Here is a 16,784-nt window from a genome sequence, read left to right on the forward strand (position 1 = left end):
GGCCTGCGAAAGACCGCAGCGCCGGAAGTACCAGATCCCGTTTTTACTTATTTATATAGGTAGTTATAGAAAATTTTTTTAAAGGAGGCTTTATTGTGGCTAATAAAGTAATGTCTTTACACGATGCCGTAGAAAAGTATGTATGTGACAACGATGTACTTTGTCTCGGCGGATTTACAACAAACCGTAAACCGTATGCAGCAGTTTACGAGATCCTTCGTCAGGGTAAAACTGGTTTTGTAGGCTGGTCTGGCCCGGCAGGTGGTGACTGGGATGCGTTAATCGGTGAGGGCCGTGTGAGAGCCTACATCAACTGCTATACTGCAAACTCTGGTTACACCAACGTAGCTCGTCGTTTCCGTGCAGCTATCGAGAAGGGTGAGCTTACATATGAGGATTATTCTCAGGACGTTCTGATGCTTCAGCTTCATGCTGCATCTCTGGGTCTTCCGTACCTGCCGGTACGTATGATGCAGGGCTCCGGACTTGTTAAGTTCTGGGGTATCAGCGAAGAGAAGAGAAGAACCATGGAAGGTGTTGACAACCTGAAATGCGTAGAGATCGAGAACCCGCTTGAGCCAGGCGAGAAGCTGCTGGCTGTTCCGGTTCCGAAGCTTGACTGCGCTATCATCCATGTTCAGCAGGCATCTCCGGATGGAACCTGTATCATCGATGGTGATGAGTTCCATGACGTAGATATCGCTGTAGCTGCAAAACGTTGTATCGTTACCTGCGAGGAGATCGTAAGTGATGAGTATATCCGTCGTGACCCAACCAAGACAAGAATCTTTGGTGAGTGTGTAGACGCCGTTGTTCGTGCACCGTACGGTGCTTGGCCGGCACAGTGCTACGGCTATTATGATGATGATGATAAGGGCTTGAAAGAGTACGACAAGGCTTCCAAGTACCTTGACGCTGAGGATGCTAAGGCACAGCTTCAGAAGGCTGCAGACAAAGCTGCTAAGGCTGCTGCTGCTAAGCCGGAAGATGAGAAGCTTGCAAAAGCTGCAGAAGTTGCTGCACAGGCTGCAAAAGATGCTGCTGACGGCACCAAGATTCCGGAGACCTTCAAGGATTACCTTCAGAAGTATGTATATGGATGCAAGGATCAGGATGATCTGCTCAACGTACTGGGCGGCGCTCGCCTCATGAACCTTAAGAATGAGCCGCATCTTGGCTATTCTACCAGACATTAATTGAGGGAGGAAAAATCTAAAATGGCTGATTATACAAAGTATACAAAGCAGGAAATGCAGGCTTACGCCATCGCAAAAAATATTAAAGAAAATCAGATCGTTATCGTTGGTACCGGTCTTCCGTTAATCGGTGCATCCCTGGCAAAACGTGTTGTTTGCCCGAGCTGCCATCCGATCGTAGAGAGTGGTCTTATGGATTGTTCTCCGATTGAGGTTCCGCGTTCTGTAGGTGACAACCGTTTCATGGCTCACTGTGCAGTACAGTGGCCAAACGTTCGTTTCGTAGGTTTCGAGGCTAATGAGTGGTTACATGATGCTGATCGTATGATCGCATTCATCGGTGGCGCTCAGATCGACCCGTACGGAAACGTTAACTCTACCTGTATCTTTGGTAAGGGTGATTATGTTAAACCTACCACACGTTTCACCGGTTCTGGCGGTGCAAACGGAATCGCTACCTTCTGCAACACCATCATCATGATGCAGCATCAGAAGAGAAGATTCATGGAGCATGTTGACTACATCACAAGCTGTGGCTGGATGGACGGCCCTGGCGGACGTGAGAGAGCAGGTCTTCCGGGCAACCGTGGACCGCAGATGGTAGTTACCGATCTTGGTATCATGAAATTCGACGAAGAGACCAAGAGAATGTACCTGGCTTACTACTATCCATTCTCCTCTCCGGAAATGGTTCAGGAGAACACTGGTTTCGAGATCGATACCTCCAGAGCTCAGCTGATGGAAGGTCCGGATCCGGAGATCATCCGCGTTATTCGTGAAGAGATCGACCCAGGTCAGGCATTCATCAAAGTTCCGAAGGAGACTAAGTAATTAGCCTTCCATAGGGAATCAAGACAGATATCATTTCTGTCGATTAATTAGTTACTGATTGCAGGCGGGACAGGAGACGAACTGTCCCGCAAGCAATTCATTTATAACCATTTTTATTTTTTATTTTATAAGGAGAAAAGAAGACATGAATATGTATTCAATGCCAGGATATTTCCAGAATATGCCTACCGTTGGTAAAGCTCTGGTTAATCCGAATCCGGAAAACGAGCAGGAACTGAAGGCTGTTGAGAACGACATCCATGAGTCCATTAAGCAGGCTCTTGATGCTGGTATCACAACCGAAGAGAAGTTAAACGCACGTGGACAGCTTTCTGCTACACAGCGTATCAACGCCCTGATCGATCCAGGTACATGGTGCCCGTTAAACAGCCTTTACAATCCGGAAGACAACCGTTTCCAGACAACTAACGTTCTGAATGGTCTTGGCCGTGTAAATGGCAAATGGGTTTACATCATCGCTTCTGATAACAAGAAGATGGCTGGTGCTTGGGTTCCGGGACAGGCAGATAACCTGCTCCGTGCTGCAGATACCGCTAAGATGCTGCATCTGCCGTTAGTATACCTGTTAAACTGCTCAGGCGTTGAGTTCCCGAATCAGGACAAAGTATACCCGAACCGTCGTGGTGGTGGTACACCGTTCTTCCGCAACGCTGAGTTAAACCAGCTTGGTGTTCCGGTTATCGTAGGTATCTACGGAACCAACCCGGCAGGTGGTGGTTACCACAGCATTTCCCCGACTATCCTGATCGCTCATAAAGATGCGAACATGGCAGTTGGTGGCGCTGGTATCCTTTCCGGTATGAACCCGAAGGGTTACATCGATGAGGAAGCAGCAGAGCAGATCGTTAACGCTCAGATCGAGAACAGCAAACATCACGTTCCGGCTCCGGGTTCCGTGCCGATCCACTATGATGAGACAGGATTCTTCCGTGAAGTTTACGAGGATGATTTAGGCGTTATTGAGGGAATCAAGAAGTACATCAACTACCTTCCGTGCTTCAACCTGGAGTTCTTCCGTGTTGACAGCCCGAAGGCTCCGCAGCTTCCGGCTGAGGATCTGTACAGCATCATCCCGATGAACCAGAAACGTCCGTACGACATCTACGATGTAATCGGCCGTCTGTTCGATAACAGTGAGTTCTTCGAGTACAAGAAAGGCTACGGTCCGGAGATCGTTGCTGGTCTTGCAAAAGTTAACGGCCTTCTGGTTGGTGTTATCGCTAACGTACAGGGCTTACTCATGAACTATCCGGAGTACAAACAGGGTTCTGTAGGTATCGGTGGTAAGCTGTACCGTCAGGGTCTGATTAAGATGAACGAGTTCGTTACTCTGTGTGCTCGTGATAAGACACCGGTTATCTGGCTGCAGGATACCACAGGTATCGATGTAGGCGATGACGCTGAGAAGGCAGAGCTGCTTGGTTTAGGTCAGTCCCTGATCTACTCTATCGAGAATGCTAAGCTTCCGTCTCTGGAGGTTACTCTTCGTAAGGCAAGTGCTGCTGCTCACTACGTTCTGGGTGGTCCGCAGGGCAACAACACCAACGTATTCTCTATCGGTACAGGTGCTTGCGAGTACTACGTAATGCCGGGTGAGACCGCTGCAAACGCTATGTACTCCAGAAAGCTTGTTAAAGCTAAAAAAGCTGGCGAGCCGCTTCAGCCGATCATCGACAAGATGAACGCTATGATCCAGATGTACACAGACAAATCTCGTCCGAAATATTGTACAAAACAGGGTATGGTTGATGAGATCGTAGATCTGACCGATCTTCGTCCGTACATCCAGGCATTTACCGAGGCTTATTATCAGAATGCTCAGGCTATCTGCCCGATGCATCAGATGCTGGCTCCGAGATCTACTCGTGAGTTCATCAACTACGGTAAATAATTATCAAATTAAAACGGCATTGTGATAGGTGCCGCTAAGATAACATTTTAAAAAGAGAAGGCGCGTAAGTACGCGGCTGACAGTGATAGTGTAAATAGTGATAAGTAACAAATTGATAGTGTGAATAGTGTGAGGCTCTGGCGAAGCGGCTTGTCTGTATGACTGTAAATGAACCGTTTTGCCGGATGCTTGCAGATAAATCGGGCAAAGGAACTGGAACCTTTGCTCGATTTATTGGTATACTCAGGCAGATAAGTAATAAGTAATAGTTTTGTTAAGAATTATTTTATAACATTTTCAAGATTTTACAGCGACTTTTAGTTGATTTTGTGGTATTATGATGGGTGGAGACGATGTGATAGCACGGATCTGCCAAAACATCGTTGAAACAAAAATCAGGCATAGAAAGTCAGTATTGAAAGGAAAAAGATACATCATGAGCGAAATTTTCACTTTAGGTATCGACGTAGGCTCTACAGCTTCCAAATGTATCATCCTGAAGGATGGCAAGGAGATCGTAGGTAAGTCTCTGATTGACGTTGGAGCAGGTACCAGCGGTCCAAGCCGTGCCATCGAGGCAGTTCTGGAAGATGCAGGCCTCAAGAAAGAAGATATGGCATTCACACTGGCTACCGGTTATGGACGTACATCTCTGATGGACGGAATTGCCGATAAGCAGATGAGTGAGCTGTCATGTCATGCAAAGGGCGCTTATTTCCTTTTCCCGAAGGTTCATACCGTAATTGACATCGGCGGTCAGGACGTGAAGGTTCTTCGCGTTGAGGACGGTGTCATGACAAACTTCCAGATGAACGATAAGTGTGCAGCCGGAACCGGAAGATTCCTGGATGTTATGGCTCGCGTTCTCGAAGTTGAGGTAAGTGATCTAGGCCGTCTTGGCGCTATGTCCAAGAAGCAGGTAGGAATCAGTTCCACCTGTACGGTTTTTGCAGAGAGTGAGGTTATAAGCCAGTTGTCGATGGGAACGGATAAATGTGATATCATTGCCGGTATTCATCGTTCAGTGGCTCATCGTGTCACGGGTCTTGCCCACCGAATCGGTGTAGTGCCGGATGTCGTTATGACAGGCGGTGTGGCTCAGAACCAGGGCGTAGTAGATGCGCTTGAGGCTGAGCTTGGCGTAAAGATTTGTACATCCCCGCTGACACAGTATAACGGCGCGCTTGGCGCAGCCCTGATGGCATATCAGGTAGCCAGCCGTCAGAAGTAACTAAGTTAATTTTTAAGAATGGAGGATAATTATTATGGCAAAACAAGTTAGTCCTGGTGTTCTTGCGCTTCGTAAAGTCGTAGATGACGTACACAAAGAGGCGCGTGAGGCCAAAGCAAGAGGCGAGTTAGTTGGATGGTCTTCTTCCAAATTCCCGTGTGAGCTTGCAGCAGCATTTGATTTACACGTTATGTATCCGGAGAACCAGGCAGCTGGTATCGCAGCTAACCGTTACGGTGAGCTGATGTGCCAGGCAGCTGAGGATCTTGGATATGACAACGATATCTGCGGTTACGCTCGTATCAGCCTTGCATATGCAGCTGGTGTACGTGTATCCCGTAAGTATGATCCGGAGACTGGTGAATACATCATCGATCCGAGCACAGGTAAACCATTAAAAGATGCTGACGGCAACGTAGTGATGGGTGAAGACGGAAAACCGAAGAAGGATCCGAAGACTCAGACTCCGTATCTGCAGCTGGACAACCTGCTTGAGATTGAAAAACTCCCGGATGGTCCGGAAAAAGAGAAACGTCTTGAGGCTATTTCTCCGATTCGTCAGATGCGTATTCCGCAGCCGGATTTCGTTCTTTGCTGCAACAACATCTGTAACTGTATGACAAAATGGTATGAGAACATCGCTCGTATGTGTAACATTCCGCTGATCATGATCGATATCCCGTACAACAATACAGTAGAAGTTCATGATGAGAATGTTAAATACGTTCGCGCTCAGTTCGACAAAGCGATCAAACAGCTGGAAGAGCTGACAGGCAAGAAGTTCGACGAGAAGAAGTTCGAGCAGGCTTGTGCAAACGCTAACCGTACCGCTAAGGCTTGGCTGAAAGTCTGTGATTTCCTGCAGTACAAACCGGCTCCATACAGTGGATTTGACCTGTTCAACCACATGGCAGACGTTGTAACTGCACGTGCTACTGTAGCTGCTGGTGATGCTTTTGAATTACTTGCAAAAGACCTGGAAGAGACAGTTAAGAAGGGTGAGACCACAACTCCGTTCCCGGAGAAATACCGTGTTATGTTCGAGGGTATTCCGTGCTGGCCGAAACTGCCGGCTCTGTTCAAACCGCTGAAGACCCACGGTGTAAACGTTACTGCCGTTGTATATGCTCCGGCATTTGGTTTCGTTTACAACAACATCGATGAGATGGCTCGTGCTTACTACAAAGCTCCGAACTCTGTCTGCATCGAGCAGGGTGTTGACTGGCGTGAAGGCATCTGCCGTGATAACAAGGTAGATGGCGTTCTGGTTCACTACAACAGAAGCTGTAAACCGTGGAGTGGTTACATGGCTGAGATGCAGCGTCGCTTTACTGCTGACCTGGGTATCCCGTGTGCTGGTTTCGACGGCGATCAGGCTGACCCGCGTAACTTCAATGCTGCTCAGTACGAGACTCGTGTAGAGGGTCTGGTTGAGGCAATGGAAGCAAATAAGCAGGCAAAGGAGGCTAAATAACCATGAGTGTTAACGCATTATTAGAAGAATTTAAGGTAAAAGCTGCAACTCCGAAGCAGCAGCTTGCTGAATATAAAGCTCAGGGCAAAAAAGTAGTTGGTGTTCTTCCTTACTACGCTCCGGAAGAGCTTGTATATGCCGCTGGTATCGTTCCGATGGGTATGTGGGGTTCCAACACTAAGACCATCAGCCGTGCAAAAGAGTACTGCGCTACTTTCTACTGCACCATCGCTCAGTTAGCTCTGGAGATGCTGCTGGATGGAACTATGGATCAGTTAGACGGTATTATCACACCTACTATCTGTGATACTCTTCGTCCGATGAGCCAGAACTTCCGTGTAGCTATGGGCGACAAGATGAAAGTTATCTTCTTAGCTCATCCGCAGAACCGTTTCGAAGAGTTTGGTCTTCAGTTCTGTATCGATCAGTACAACCATGTAAAAGCTGATCTGGAAGAGATCGCTGGAAGAAAGATTACTGATTCTGACATCCAGGATGCTATCGTTGTATACAACAAGAGCCGTGCAGCTCGCCGTGAGTTCGTAAAACTGGCTAACGAGCACTGTGATGTTATCACACCAACCAAACGTTCCGCAGTTCTGAAGGCATTCTACTTCATGGAGAAGCCGGAATACACTGCAAAGCTGAACGAGCTGAACGCAGAGCTGGCTAAACTTCCTGTCTGTGACTGGAAGGGAACCAAGGTTGTTACCTCCGGTATTATCTGTGATAATCCGAAGCTGCTTTCTATCTTCGAAGAGAACAACATCGCTATCGCTGCAGATGATGTAGCACATGAGACACGTTCCTTCCGTGTAGACGCTCCGGAAGACGAGCTGGATCCGGTTAGAGCACTGGCTAAACAGTTCGCTAACATCGATTACGAAGTACTTCTGTACGATCCGGAATCTGACAAGAACCGTCGTGGTGAGTTCGTAGCTAACATGGTTAAAGAGAGCGGCGCTCAGGGTCTGGTACTGTTTATGCAGCAGTTCTGTGATCCGGAGGAGATGGAGTATCCATACCTGAAGAAAGCTCTGAACGATGCAGGCGTTCCGCACATCAAACTGGGTATCGACCAGCAGATGAGAGACTTCGGTCAGGCAAGCACTGCTATTCAGGCATTCGCTGACGTTCTTGCACTTCAGAAATAATAGAAGATTCGTTTGGGAAACTGAATGATGAGATAGAAACGCCCCCGCAGGAGATTTTCTTGCGGGGGCGTTTGTTTGGTGCGCCTTGCGGCATACATTTATTTATTCCTTAGTGGAGTCAGAAGAACTATTATTTGCAATTTGCTCATCCGTCACAGACCCCTGGCGGTAGCCGCTGCCTGGTTCCTGTTTGGAGTTCTTCTTTGGAGCATCCGGCTTTTTGTCTCCGGAAGTAGAAGAGGTTTCTTTGGACGGACCGGAGCTTCCGGAATTGCTGTGGCTGCCGGAGCTTCCGTTGGAATTGCTGCTATCATCGCTGGAAGAATCTTCGGATGAGCCGGTGCTGGAGTCAGAGCTTCCGGAATCTGGCGTCCTGCTGGAGCTGGTGGCTGTTTTTTTCGTCTTTTTGGAGGAGCTGTTCTGGAAATCGTCCCAGCTTTCGTTATCGAATTCATTGGAAGCCGCGGTCTGGCGGCTCTGAGCGATGCCGTTTACCGTCCAGGCGCCGTCTGCGTTTACAGTGTAGCCGTCCGGTGTCGTGGTGGAGGTTAGAAGCCAGCCTTCGGCGTCGAAATAGTAGCATTCGCTGACGCCGTCCTGGTTGCCGTCGATCCAGCGCCAGCCATTTGCCGCCCAGGTGTTGTCACCGTTGTCGTACCACCAGCGGGCAGCATTGTCACCAGCTCCATTTTTCCAGCTTCCTGCCATCGCCGGGAAAGCGACGGAGAGGGAGAGAAGACCGGTTGTTAAGCCTGCTAAAAATAAGCGTTTATTAATCATAAAGTGAAATCTCCTTTATTTCTCCTGCTTAAATGTATGTCCCATATAATAGGATAATTCTGCCGCACTGTGGCGGACCTGATCCTGCAGGTGCAGAAGATGTGTGTCATCTTCAATACGGGAATACGGTGCGATGATTCCGACCGAAGCGGAAATGCGTCCGTCAATACCGTAAATGGGAGCACCGATCCCGACTGCATCCGGGACGTATTCGCCGTGGGAAACGGCAATGCCCTTTTCACGGATGGTGCGGAGTTCTTCTGCCAATTCTGCGGGATCCGCCTTTGGGAATGCCTCAGGACGGTTTAAGCGTGTGTCCAGATAGCGGCGGATGTATTCGTCGCTCTGGAAAGCCAGAAGCGCCTTGCGGATCGCACCGCAGTGCAGATCCATCTCATAGCCAAATTCTTCGACGACCTTGAGGTGGTTCGGACCGTCCGTTTTGTCAAGTACCAGTCCCTTGTCGCCAACCTGGATGATCAGATAGGAATCCTCACGGGTACAGTAGGAGAGGTTCTTGAGAATCGGAAGCGCCGCATCCTGAATCCGCACATTGTCAGCCGCCGCCCGACCGAGAGAGATGAGGGCGGGACCAAGCTGGTAGGTGTGCGCGTGTTCATCGCGGATCACGTATTTTTTTTCACAAAATGTCTGCAAAATCCGGTGGATTGTGCTGGGCGGAAGCCCGGTTGATTCGGAAAGTTCTGCGATGGAATATTTGTGGTTGGCTTCTTTTAAAAGTTCCAGAAGTTCCATCGCGCGGAGAAGACTTTGTATCATGCAAAGAATCCTCCTGTGTTATTCTGTGATTTCCTCAACCGTCACGGTTGTGCTGTCATCCGGGGTTGCGTCGGAATCTTCTTTCTCGGAAGAAGATTCTCCGTCCTCGGAAACCGGAGCATCTGCGCGGACGGTTTCTGTTTTGACTGGTTCTTCGGAAGAGACATCTGCATCAGCCGGAGCTTTTTCGCTTTCCTCAGAATGTTCAGAAGTTTCCTCTGGAGTCTCAGCCGGAGCTTCCTTTTTCTCCGGATTTAAGGAAACATAGCTGCGTTCGGAGGCAGCTGTATCAGAAGCCTTGGAAGCTTCTTTATCGCCGGCATCGTCAAAATCATCGAAATCATCTTCAAAGTCGTGGAAATCCTCATCCAGTTCCTTGTGGAATGATTTATACTGTAAGACGTAAGAAACACCAGCTGCTGCAGCGCCGACGATAGCTGCCAGTGTCAGTAATTTACCAAAATGTTTTTTTGCCATGGTTGATACTCCTCTCTATACGATTCGATATCCTTATTGTAATACGAAACGCCTAAAAAATAAAGGGAATCTTTTGTGAACAACGGGAAGTGTGTGAATCACGTGTTACGGGGTACGTATGCGTGAACAGTAACACAGGGGCGGTAATTATGTACAGGAAGCATGAGAAAAATGCTTGTTGTCATACCGGAAATCATGTAGAATAAAATTATATATTTGCTAGGTGGTGATAAAAATAAAATGATGAATTTGAATACAAAGATGACGGCGCAGGAATTGGAACAAATGATTGCACAGATGGAAAGGATATTTACGGTTGTACGTATTTTAGATAAAGATCTACTCCATAAGATGGACGTGAGGAACGGGGAACTCCGATCCGAGGACTGCAAATGCTATTCGTTCTGGGAAAAAGGAAAGAATTGTGAGAATTGTGCGGCACAGCGCGCGCTTGCGATGAAGGGACAGTGCATGAAGCTTGAATTTATCGGTCTGAAGATGTATCAGGTCATCGCGAAGTATCTGGAGGTGGATGGAGTTCCCTGTGTGGTGGAGATGATTTCCTGTCTGGATGATGAGACACTTCTTGACGCAGAGGGAAGAGAAGCACTCGTTAAGAAATTTGCACACTACAGGCGCGAGCTGTATGCGGATGCACTGACGAGGAGCTACAGCCGGAGATATTTTGAAGATCAGTTAAAAGAGCAGCGGATGGATGCCGGTATCGCGATGCTCGATCTGGATGATTTTAAGACCTACAATGATATATATGGGCATGTGGCGGGCGATAAAGTGCTGGTGACGGTGTCGGCGGCGATTATAAGCTGTATCCGTAAGACGGACCGCTTGGTGCGTTATGGCGGGGATGAATTCCTGCTTGTGATGCCGGGCATCAGTCTGGAGGCATTTGTTGAGAAGCTGCATCGGATACAGGATCTGATCTGCAACATGAGTGTTGAAGGATATCCGCAACTGAAATTGTCAGTCAGCATCGGCGGTACGCTGACGAACGGGGAGACAGTCGGGAAGGCGATGTGCCGGGCGGACGAATTTATGTATCAGGCGAAGACCTCCAAGAACATGATTGTGACTGAGAAAGATGGACAGTGGACACCGGAGGAGATCGTGGTAGCCGGGCGGCGCAATGCGAGTCGTTACCGCATTTTGATCGTGGACGATTCGGAGATGAACCGTATGATTCTCTCAGAAATGCTGAAAGGCGAATTCGAGATTCTGGAGGCAGAAAATGGTTCAGCATGTCTCGACATGCTGAACCGTTATGAGACGAAGATTTCCCTGATTCTTCTCGATATCGTCATGCCGGGGATGAACGGCTTCGGGGTTCTGGAATACATGAACCGCAACAACCTGATCGGGGATATTCCGGTTATCATGATTTCGGGCGAAGATTCGGGCGAGGTCATCAAGCAGGCGTATGAGTGGGGAGTTTCTGATTATATCAAGCGCCCGTTCGATATGGAGGTTGTACACCGGCGTGTCTTAAATACGATCAAATTGTATGCGAAACAGCGCCGCCTGGTGGCAATGGTGACGAACCAGGTTTTTGAGAAAGAGAAGAATAGCCGGATGCTGATCAGTGTTCTGAGCGAGATCGTGGAATTTCGAAATGGCGAGAGCGGTATGCACGTACTCAATATTAATATATTGACGACGATGATTCTGGAACAGCTCGTCAAGAAGACGGACAAATATCCCTTGTCCTGGTCGAACCGGATGCTGATCAGCACGGCATCATCCCTGCATGACATCGGAAAGATCGGAATTGACGAGAAGATTTTGAATAAACCGGGTCGTCTGACGCCGGAGGAGCGTAAGATCATGGAAAAACATACAGTGATCGGTGCGGACATGCTTGCGAATCTTCAGATGTATGAGGATGAGCCGCTGATGAAAGTGGCGTACCAGATCTGCCGTTGGCACCATGAGCGCTATGATGGAAAAGGATATCCAGATGGTCTAAAAGGGGAGGAGATCCCGATCTCAGCGCAGGTGGTGGCGCTGGCGGATGTGTATGATGCGCTGACAAGTGAGCGCGTCTATAAAAAGGCTTATTCTCATGAGGAGGCGGTGCAGATGATCTGCAACGGAGAGTGTGGTACATTTAACCCGCTCCTGCTTGAGTGCCTGTGTGAGATTCAGGATCCTATTAAAAAGGAGCTGCAGGAGGCAGCATACCGGAGTGAGATGAGTGATCCGGAGCGAAAAAATAAGAAATTTGAACATTATGACAATTCACAGAAGAAGTTTTTCGGCGCGGTGACGCAGGCGATTGAAAAAGAGTATGGAACTGCGGGCGAGGAGCTGAGCCGTATGAAAACTGAGGAAGAGAAATAACAGGAGGCTGTCATGACAATTCAGGAATGCTACAAAGAAATGGGCGGGGATTTTGAAGGAGTTCAGAAACGCTTTGGAGGTGTGGCGCTGGTGGAAAAATTTGCCATCAAGTTTCTGAGCGATTCCAGCTTTCAGGATCTGGAGGATGGATTAAAAGAAAAGGATGCGGAGAAAGCATTCCGCGCGGCACATACCCTGAAAGGAATCTGTCTGAACCTGGGCTTTGATGCCTTCTATGAGGTAAGCGCAGCGCTGACCGAAAAACTGAGAGGCAGAGAACTGACCGGATATGAGGCAGATTTTGCATCGGTAAAAGAGTGTTATGAGAAAACGGTTGCGGCGATTAAGGCATTTGAGGAGAGCAATTAATAGAACGGGGAGAAATGGAATATTTCAGTTCTCCCCGTAAAATTTACTAAAATTTTAGCACTCAACACTTGACGGTGCTAACAGAACGTGTTATAACATACTTCGTAAGAAGAAGATACATATCTGATTACGAAAGAAAAGCAATCAGATGGAATAAATTTGGATGGATAAGGAGGAGCCAATAATGAAGTTAACACCATTATTTGACAGAGTTGTATTAAAGCAGTTAGTTGCAGAGGAGACGACCAAATCAGGTATCGTTCTTCCGGGTCAGGCAAAAGAGAAACCGCAGCAGGCAGAGGTAATCGCGGTTGGTCCTGGCGGAGTGGTAGATGGAAAAGAAATCACGATGCAGGTAAAGGTTGGCGATAAAGTTATCTATTCGAAATACTCAGGCACAGAAGTTGAGCTGGACAATGAGAAATATGTCATTGTAAAACAGAATGATATTCTGGCTGTTATCGGTTAATCGATGGGCAGGATGTCTGGAAGACAGATGCTGATCGGAACGTTTATTCAAGAAAATTATGGAGGTTGATAACCATGGCAAAGGAAATTAAATATGGCGTAGAAGCCAGAAAAGCCCTGGAAGCGGGCGTAAATCAGTTAGCAGATACCGTAAGAGTTACATTAGGACCGAAAGGCAGAAACGTAGTTCTGGATAAATCCTTCGGCGCTCCGCTCATTACCAACGATGGTGTGACCATTGCGAAGGAGATCGAGCTGGCAGACCCGTTTGAGAACATGGGCGCACAGCTGGTGAAGGAAGTAGCAACCAAGACCAACGATGCAGCTGGTGATGGTACTACAACCGCAACCGTTCTGGCCCAGGCGATGATCAACGAAGGTATGAAGAACCTGGCAGCAGGTGCTAACCCGATCATCATGAGAAAGGGTATGAAGAAGGCCACAGATGCAGCCGTAGAGGCAATCAAAGGCATGAAGAAGGACGTTAAGAGCCAGGCAGATATCGCAAGAGTCGCTGCTATCTCTTCCGCTGATGAGGAAGTAGGCCAGATGGTAGCAGACGCGATGGAGAAGGTTTCCAAAGACGGTGTTATTACCATTGAAGAGTCCAAGACTATGAAGACCGAGCTTGATCTGGTAGAAGGCATGCAGTTTGACCGTGGCTATGTATCTGCATACATGGCAACTGATATGGAGAAGATGGAAGCCGTTCTGGACGATCCGTACATCTTAATTACCGATAAGAAGATCTCCAACATTCAGGAGATTCTGCCGCTGCTGGAACAGCTGGTACAGTCTGGTTCCAAGCTGCTCATCATCGCTGAGGACATTGAGGGCGAGGCGCTGACCACCCTGATTGTCAATAAGCTGAGAGGTACTTTCACCGTTGTTGGTGTGAAGGCTCCGGGTTACGGCGATAGAAGAAAAGAAATGTTAAAGGATATCGCAATCCTGACCGGCGGTACTGTTATTTCCGAGGAACTGGGACTTGAATTAAAGGATACCACCATGGATCAGCTTGGTCGTGCGAAATCCGTTAAGGTTCAGAAAGAGAACACCATCATCGTAGATGGCTGCGGCGATAAGAAAGCCATCGCAGACCGTGTGGCTCAGATTAAGGCTCAGATTGAGGAAACCACTTCTGATTTTGACCGTGAGAAACTGCAGGAGAGACTGGCTAAGATGGCTGGCGGCGTAGCTGTTATCCGTGTTGGTGCAGCGACCGAGGCTGAGATGAAGGAAGCTAAGATGCGTATGGAAGATGCCCTGTCCGCAGCAAAGGCAGCTGTTGAGGAAGGCATCATCGCAGGCGGCGGATCTGCATATGTTCACGCAGCAGCAGAAGTTCAGAAGGTAGTAGACGGACTGGAAGGCGACGAGAAGACCGGCGGCCGTATCGTCCTGAAAGCTCTGGAAGCTCCGCTGTTCCACATCGCAGCAAACGCAGGTCTGGAAGGCTCTGTTATCATCAACAAGGTAAAAGAGTCCCCAGTAGGCGTAGGTTACGATGCTTACAATGAGGAATACGTAGATATGGTAGAAGCAGGCATCTTGGATCCGGCAAAGGTAACCAGAAGTGCCCTGCAGAACGCAACCAGCGTTGCATCTACCCTGCTTACAACCGAGTCCGCAGTTGCCAACATCAAAGAAGATGCACCGGCAGGTCCGGCAGCAGGCGCTGGCATGGGCGGCATGATGTAAGTAAGAGAGCCGGAAAATGACGGAAGATGTTACATCAGAGATGCAGTATCGAATGTAGAAAATAAAAATGGTAATTTATAGAAAGAATCTCTGACAGGCAGCTGCCAGGGGAGAGAAGGACTGCTATGCGAAGGTGTGGCAGTCCTTCTTTTTTGGGTGAAAAAATTGGCAGGGAAATGAGGCTAAGGATGACTGCATTATTAATACTTATCTGATTGACATTATTTATAAGACACACTAATTAAATAGCGTAAGTAAATTCTATCGTCAACCCCTTTATTCTCCGGTTGACATATTTCAAAAAACTTGCTAAAATCAATTATTAACATCAGACAGTTTTCAATGTCCAGTGTTTAAAATTTACGAAAGTGAGGGTAATATAATGGGTAAGATTATTGGCGATGGCATTACATTTGATGATGTCCTGCTTGTGCCGTCCTATTCTGAGGTTATTCCGAATCAGGTAAACCTGACGACACATCTGACCAAGAAGATTCAGCTGAACATCCCCCTGATGAGTGCCGGCATGGATACGGTTACAGAGCACCGCATGGCGATTGCAATGGCAAGACAGGGTGGAATTGGTATTATTCACAAGAACATGTCGATCGAGGCGCAGGCTGAGGAGGTCGATAAAGTAAAACGTTCTGAGAATGGTGTAATCACTGACCCGTTTTATTTATCCCCAGAGCATACATTAAAGGATGCGGATGAGCTGATGGGCAAGTTCCGGATTTCCGGTGTTCCGATCACAGAGGGAAGAAAATTGGTTGGTATTATCACAAACCGTGACCTCAAGTTCGAGGAAGATTTCTCCAAGAAGATTAAAGAGTGCATGACTTCTGAGCATCTGGTTACCGCTCCGGAGGGCATTACCCTGACGGAGGCAAAGAAGATTCTTGCCAAGGCACGTGTCGAGAAGCTTCCGATCGTGGACAAGGATTTTAACCTCAAGGGTCTTATTACTATCAAGGATATTGAGAAACAGATCAAGTATCCGTTCTCTGCAAAGGATGCACAGGGACGTCTGCTCTGCGGTGCGGCAGTAGGTATCACTGCAAACGTGCTGGATCGTGTGGAAGCCCTGGTGAAAGCAAAAGTAGACGTAGTTGTTCTCGACTCTGCACATGGACATTCTGAGAATGTTCTTCACTGTGTCAGAATGATCAAGGAAGCATATCCGGATCTGCAGGTAATAGCAGGTAACGTAGCGACCGGAGAGGCAACAAAAGCTCTCATCGAGGCAGGCGTTGACGCGGTCAAGGTTGGTATCGGACCGGGTTCCATCTGTACGACCCGTGTCGTAGCAGGTATCGGCGTTCCGCAGATCACCGCTGTTATGGACTGCTACGCAGTTGCCAAAGAGTACGGCATTCCGATCATCGCAGACGGCGGTATCAAGTATTCTGGCGATCTGACGAAGGCGATCGCAGCAGGCGGCAGCGTCTGCATGATGGGTTCCATGTTTGCAGGATGCGATGAGAGCCCGGGAACTTTTGAGCTGTACCAGGGAAGAAAATACAAAGTATACCGCGGCATGGGTTCCATCGCAGCGATGGAGAACGGCAGCAAGGATCGTTACTTCCAGAGCGATGCGAAGAAACTCGTTCCGGAGGGTGTAGAAGGACGTGTTGCATACAAGGGAATGGTAGAAGATACCGTATTCCAGATGCTCGGCGGTCTGCGTGCTGGTATGGGTTACTGCGGCGCATCGGATATTCCGACTCTTCAGGAGACCGGACGTTTCATCAAGATTTCCGCAGCATCCTTAAAAGAGAGCCATCCGCATGATATCCACATCACAAAAGAGGCTCCGAACTACAGCGTGGATGAATAAAAATTGGATAGCATAAGCAATCGATAAGATTGTAAACGATATAAAAGCGGCGTTTCTGCTTCAGCAGGGATGCCGCTTTTTTGGCGGGTTACTGTTCACGCATACGTGCCCAGTAACGGAATTTGCCGTGGCTTCGCATTTAAATACGGCAAATTCCTGTTGCCACCACGTTTTCTTACGGCACTTTCGGTTCCAAAAGTGCCTACCCGTGAACAGTAA

The 16,784-nt window shown here is 48.2% G+C and carries 14 protein-coding genes; 11 read left to right on the forward strand and 3 right to left on the reverse strand.

Going from position 1 to position 16,784, the window contains the following annotated elements; translation table 11 throughout:
• The first annotated feature begins 95 nt into the window (after positions 1-95).
• From DXD12_RS00540 to hgdB, 6 genes are all read left to right on the forward strand, one after another.
• Positions 96-1,196, forward strand: coding sequence for a CoA-transferase (locus tag DXD12_RS00540; RefSeq protein WP_022359951.1), 1,101 nt, complete (start codon positions 96-98; stop codon positions 1,194-1,196).
• A gap of 21 nt (positions 1,197-1,217) precedes the next feature.
• A complete protein-coding gene (gene gctB / locus DXD12_RS00545) occupies positions 1,218-2,027 on the forward strand; it encodes a glutaconate CoA-transferase subunit B (protein ID WP_107000305.1) in 810 nt (269 codons plus the stop codon).
• Positions 2,028-2,172: 145 nt separating this feature from the next.
• On the forward strand, positions 2,173-3,939 hold the full coding sequence (locus DXD12_RS00550; protein ID WP_107000304.1) for a carboxyl transferase domain-containing protein: 1,767 nt from the start codon (positions 2,173-2,175) through the stop codon (positions 3,937-3,939).
• Between the two features lie 436 nt (positions 3,940-4,375).
• On the forward strand, positions 4,376-5,170 hold the full coding sequence (gene hgdC, locus DXD12_RS00555) for a (R)-2-hydroxyglutaryl-CoA dehydratase activase HgdC (RefSeq protein WP_107000303.1): 795 nt from the start codon (positions 4,376-4,378) through the stop codon (positions 5,168-5,170).
• 34 nt (positions 5,171-5,204) lie between these two features.
• Positions 5,205-6,644, forward strand: coding sequence for a (R)-2-hydroxyglutaryl-CoA dehydratase subunit alpha (gene hgdA / locus DXD12_RS00560; RefSeq protein WP_107000302.1), 1,440 nt, complete (start codon positions 5,205-5,207; stop codon positions 6,642-6,644).
• Positions 6,645-6,646: 2 nt separating this feature from the next.
• Positions 6,647-7,798, forward strand: a complete 1,152-nt coding sequence (hgdB, locus tag DXD12_RS00565) for a (R)-2-hydroxyglutaryl-CoA dehydratase subunit beta (RefSeq protein WP_107000301.1) — start codon at positions 6,647-6,649, stop codon at positions 7,796-7,798.
• Positions 7,799-7,900: 102 nt separating this feature from the next.
• On the opposite strand, the gene DXD12_RS00570 is transcribed toward hgdB, so the two are convergent.
• The 3 genes from DXD12_RS00570 to DXD12_RS00580 are packed head-to-tail and all read right to left on the reverse strand — an operon-like array spanning position 7,901 to position 9,835.
• The gene (locus tag DXD12_RS00570) at positions 7,901-8,578 is read right to left on the reverse strand and encodes a choline-binding protein (protein WP_118467961.1); all 678 of its coding nucleotides are present in this window, start codon (positions 8,576-8,578) and stop codon (positions 7,901-7,903) included.
• Positions 8,579-8,593: 15 nt separating this feature from the next.
• Positions 8,594-9,358 carry an IclR family transcriptional regulator gene (locus DXD12_RS00575; RefSeq protein ID WP_117796391.1) on the reverse strand — a complete coding sequence of 255 codons (765 nt, stop codon included), beginning with the start codon at positions 9,356-9,358 and terminating at the stop codon, positions 8,594-8,596.
• A gap of 18 nt (positions 9,359-9,376) precedes the next feature.
• Positions 9,377-9,835 carry a hypothetical protein gene (locus DXD12_RS00580; protein ID WP_118636971.1) on the reverse strand — a complete coding sequence of 153 codons (459 nt, stop codon included), beginning with the start codon at positions 9,833-9,835 and terminating at the stop codon, positions 9,377-9,379.
• Between the two features lie 240 nt (positions 9,836-10,075).
• Between DXD12_RS00580 and DXD12_RS00585 the strand changes: the two genes are divergently transcribed.
• The 5 genes from DXD12_RS00585 (at position 10,076) to guaB (ending at position 16,565) form a co-directional block, all read left to right on the forward strand.
• The gene (locus DXD12_RS00585; protein ID WP_333490942.1) at positions 10,076-12,190 is read left to right on the forward strand and encodes a diguanylate cyclase; all 2,115 of its coding nucleotides are present in this window, start codon (positions 10,076-10,078) and stop codon (positions 12,188-12,190) included.
• Positions 12,191-12,202: 12 nt separating this feature from the next.
• Positions 12,203-12,559, forward strand: a complete 357-nt coding sequence (locus DXD12_RS00590) for an Hpt domain-containing protein (RefSeq protein WP_107000297.1) — start codon at positions 12,203-12,205, stop codon at positions 12,557-12,559.
• Positions 12,560-12,743: 184 nt separating this feature from the next.
• The gene (locus DXD12_RS00595) at positions 12,744-13,028 is read left to right on the forward strand and encodes a co-chaperone GroES (protein ID WP_022359940.1); all 285 of its coding nucleotides are present in this window, start codon (positions 12,744-12,746) and stop codon (positions 13,026-13,028) included.
• A 74-nt stretch (positions 13,029-13,102) separates the two neighbouring features.
• Positions 13,103-14,728: a chaperonin GroEL gene (gene groL, locus DXD12_RS00600; protein WP_022359939.1), complete on the forward strand. Its 1,626-nt coding sequence runs from the start codon at positions 13,103-13,105 to the stop codon at positions 14,726-14,728.
• A 382-nt stretch (positions 14,729-15,110) separates the two neighbouring features.
• Complete coding sequence (gene guaB, locus DXD12_RS00605; RefSeq protein ID WP_022359938.1) at positions 15,111-16,565, forward strand: IMP dehydrogenase; 1,455 nt, start codon at positions 15,111-15,113, stop codon at positions 16,563-16,565.
• The last annotated feature ends 219 nt before the right edge of the window (positions 16,566-16,784 follow it).

It is taken from the genome of Clostridium sp. TF11-13AC (genome assembly GCF_003481065.1).
Lineage (GTDB): Bacteria > Bacillota > Clostridia > Lachnospirales > Lachnospiraceae > Otoolea > Otoolea fessa.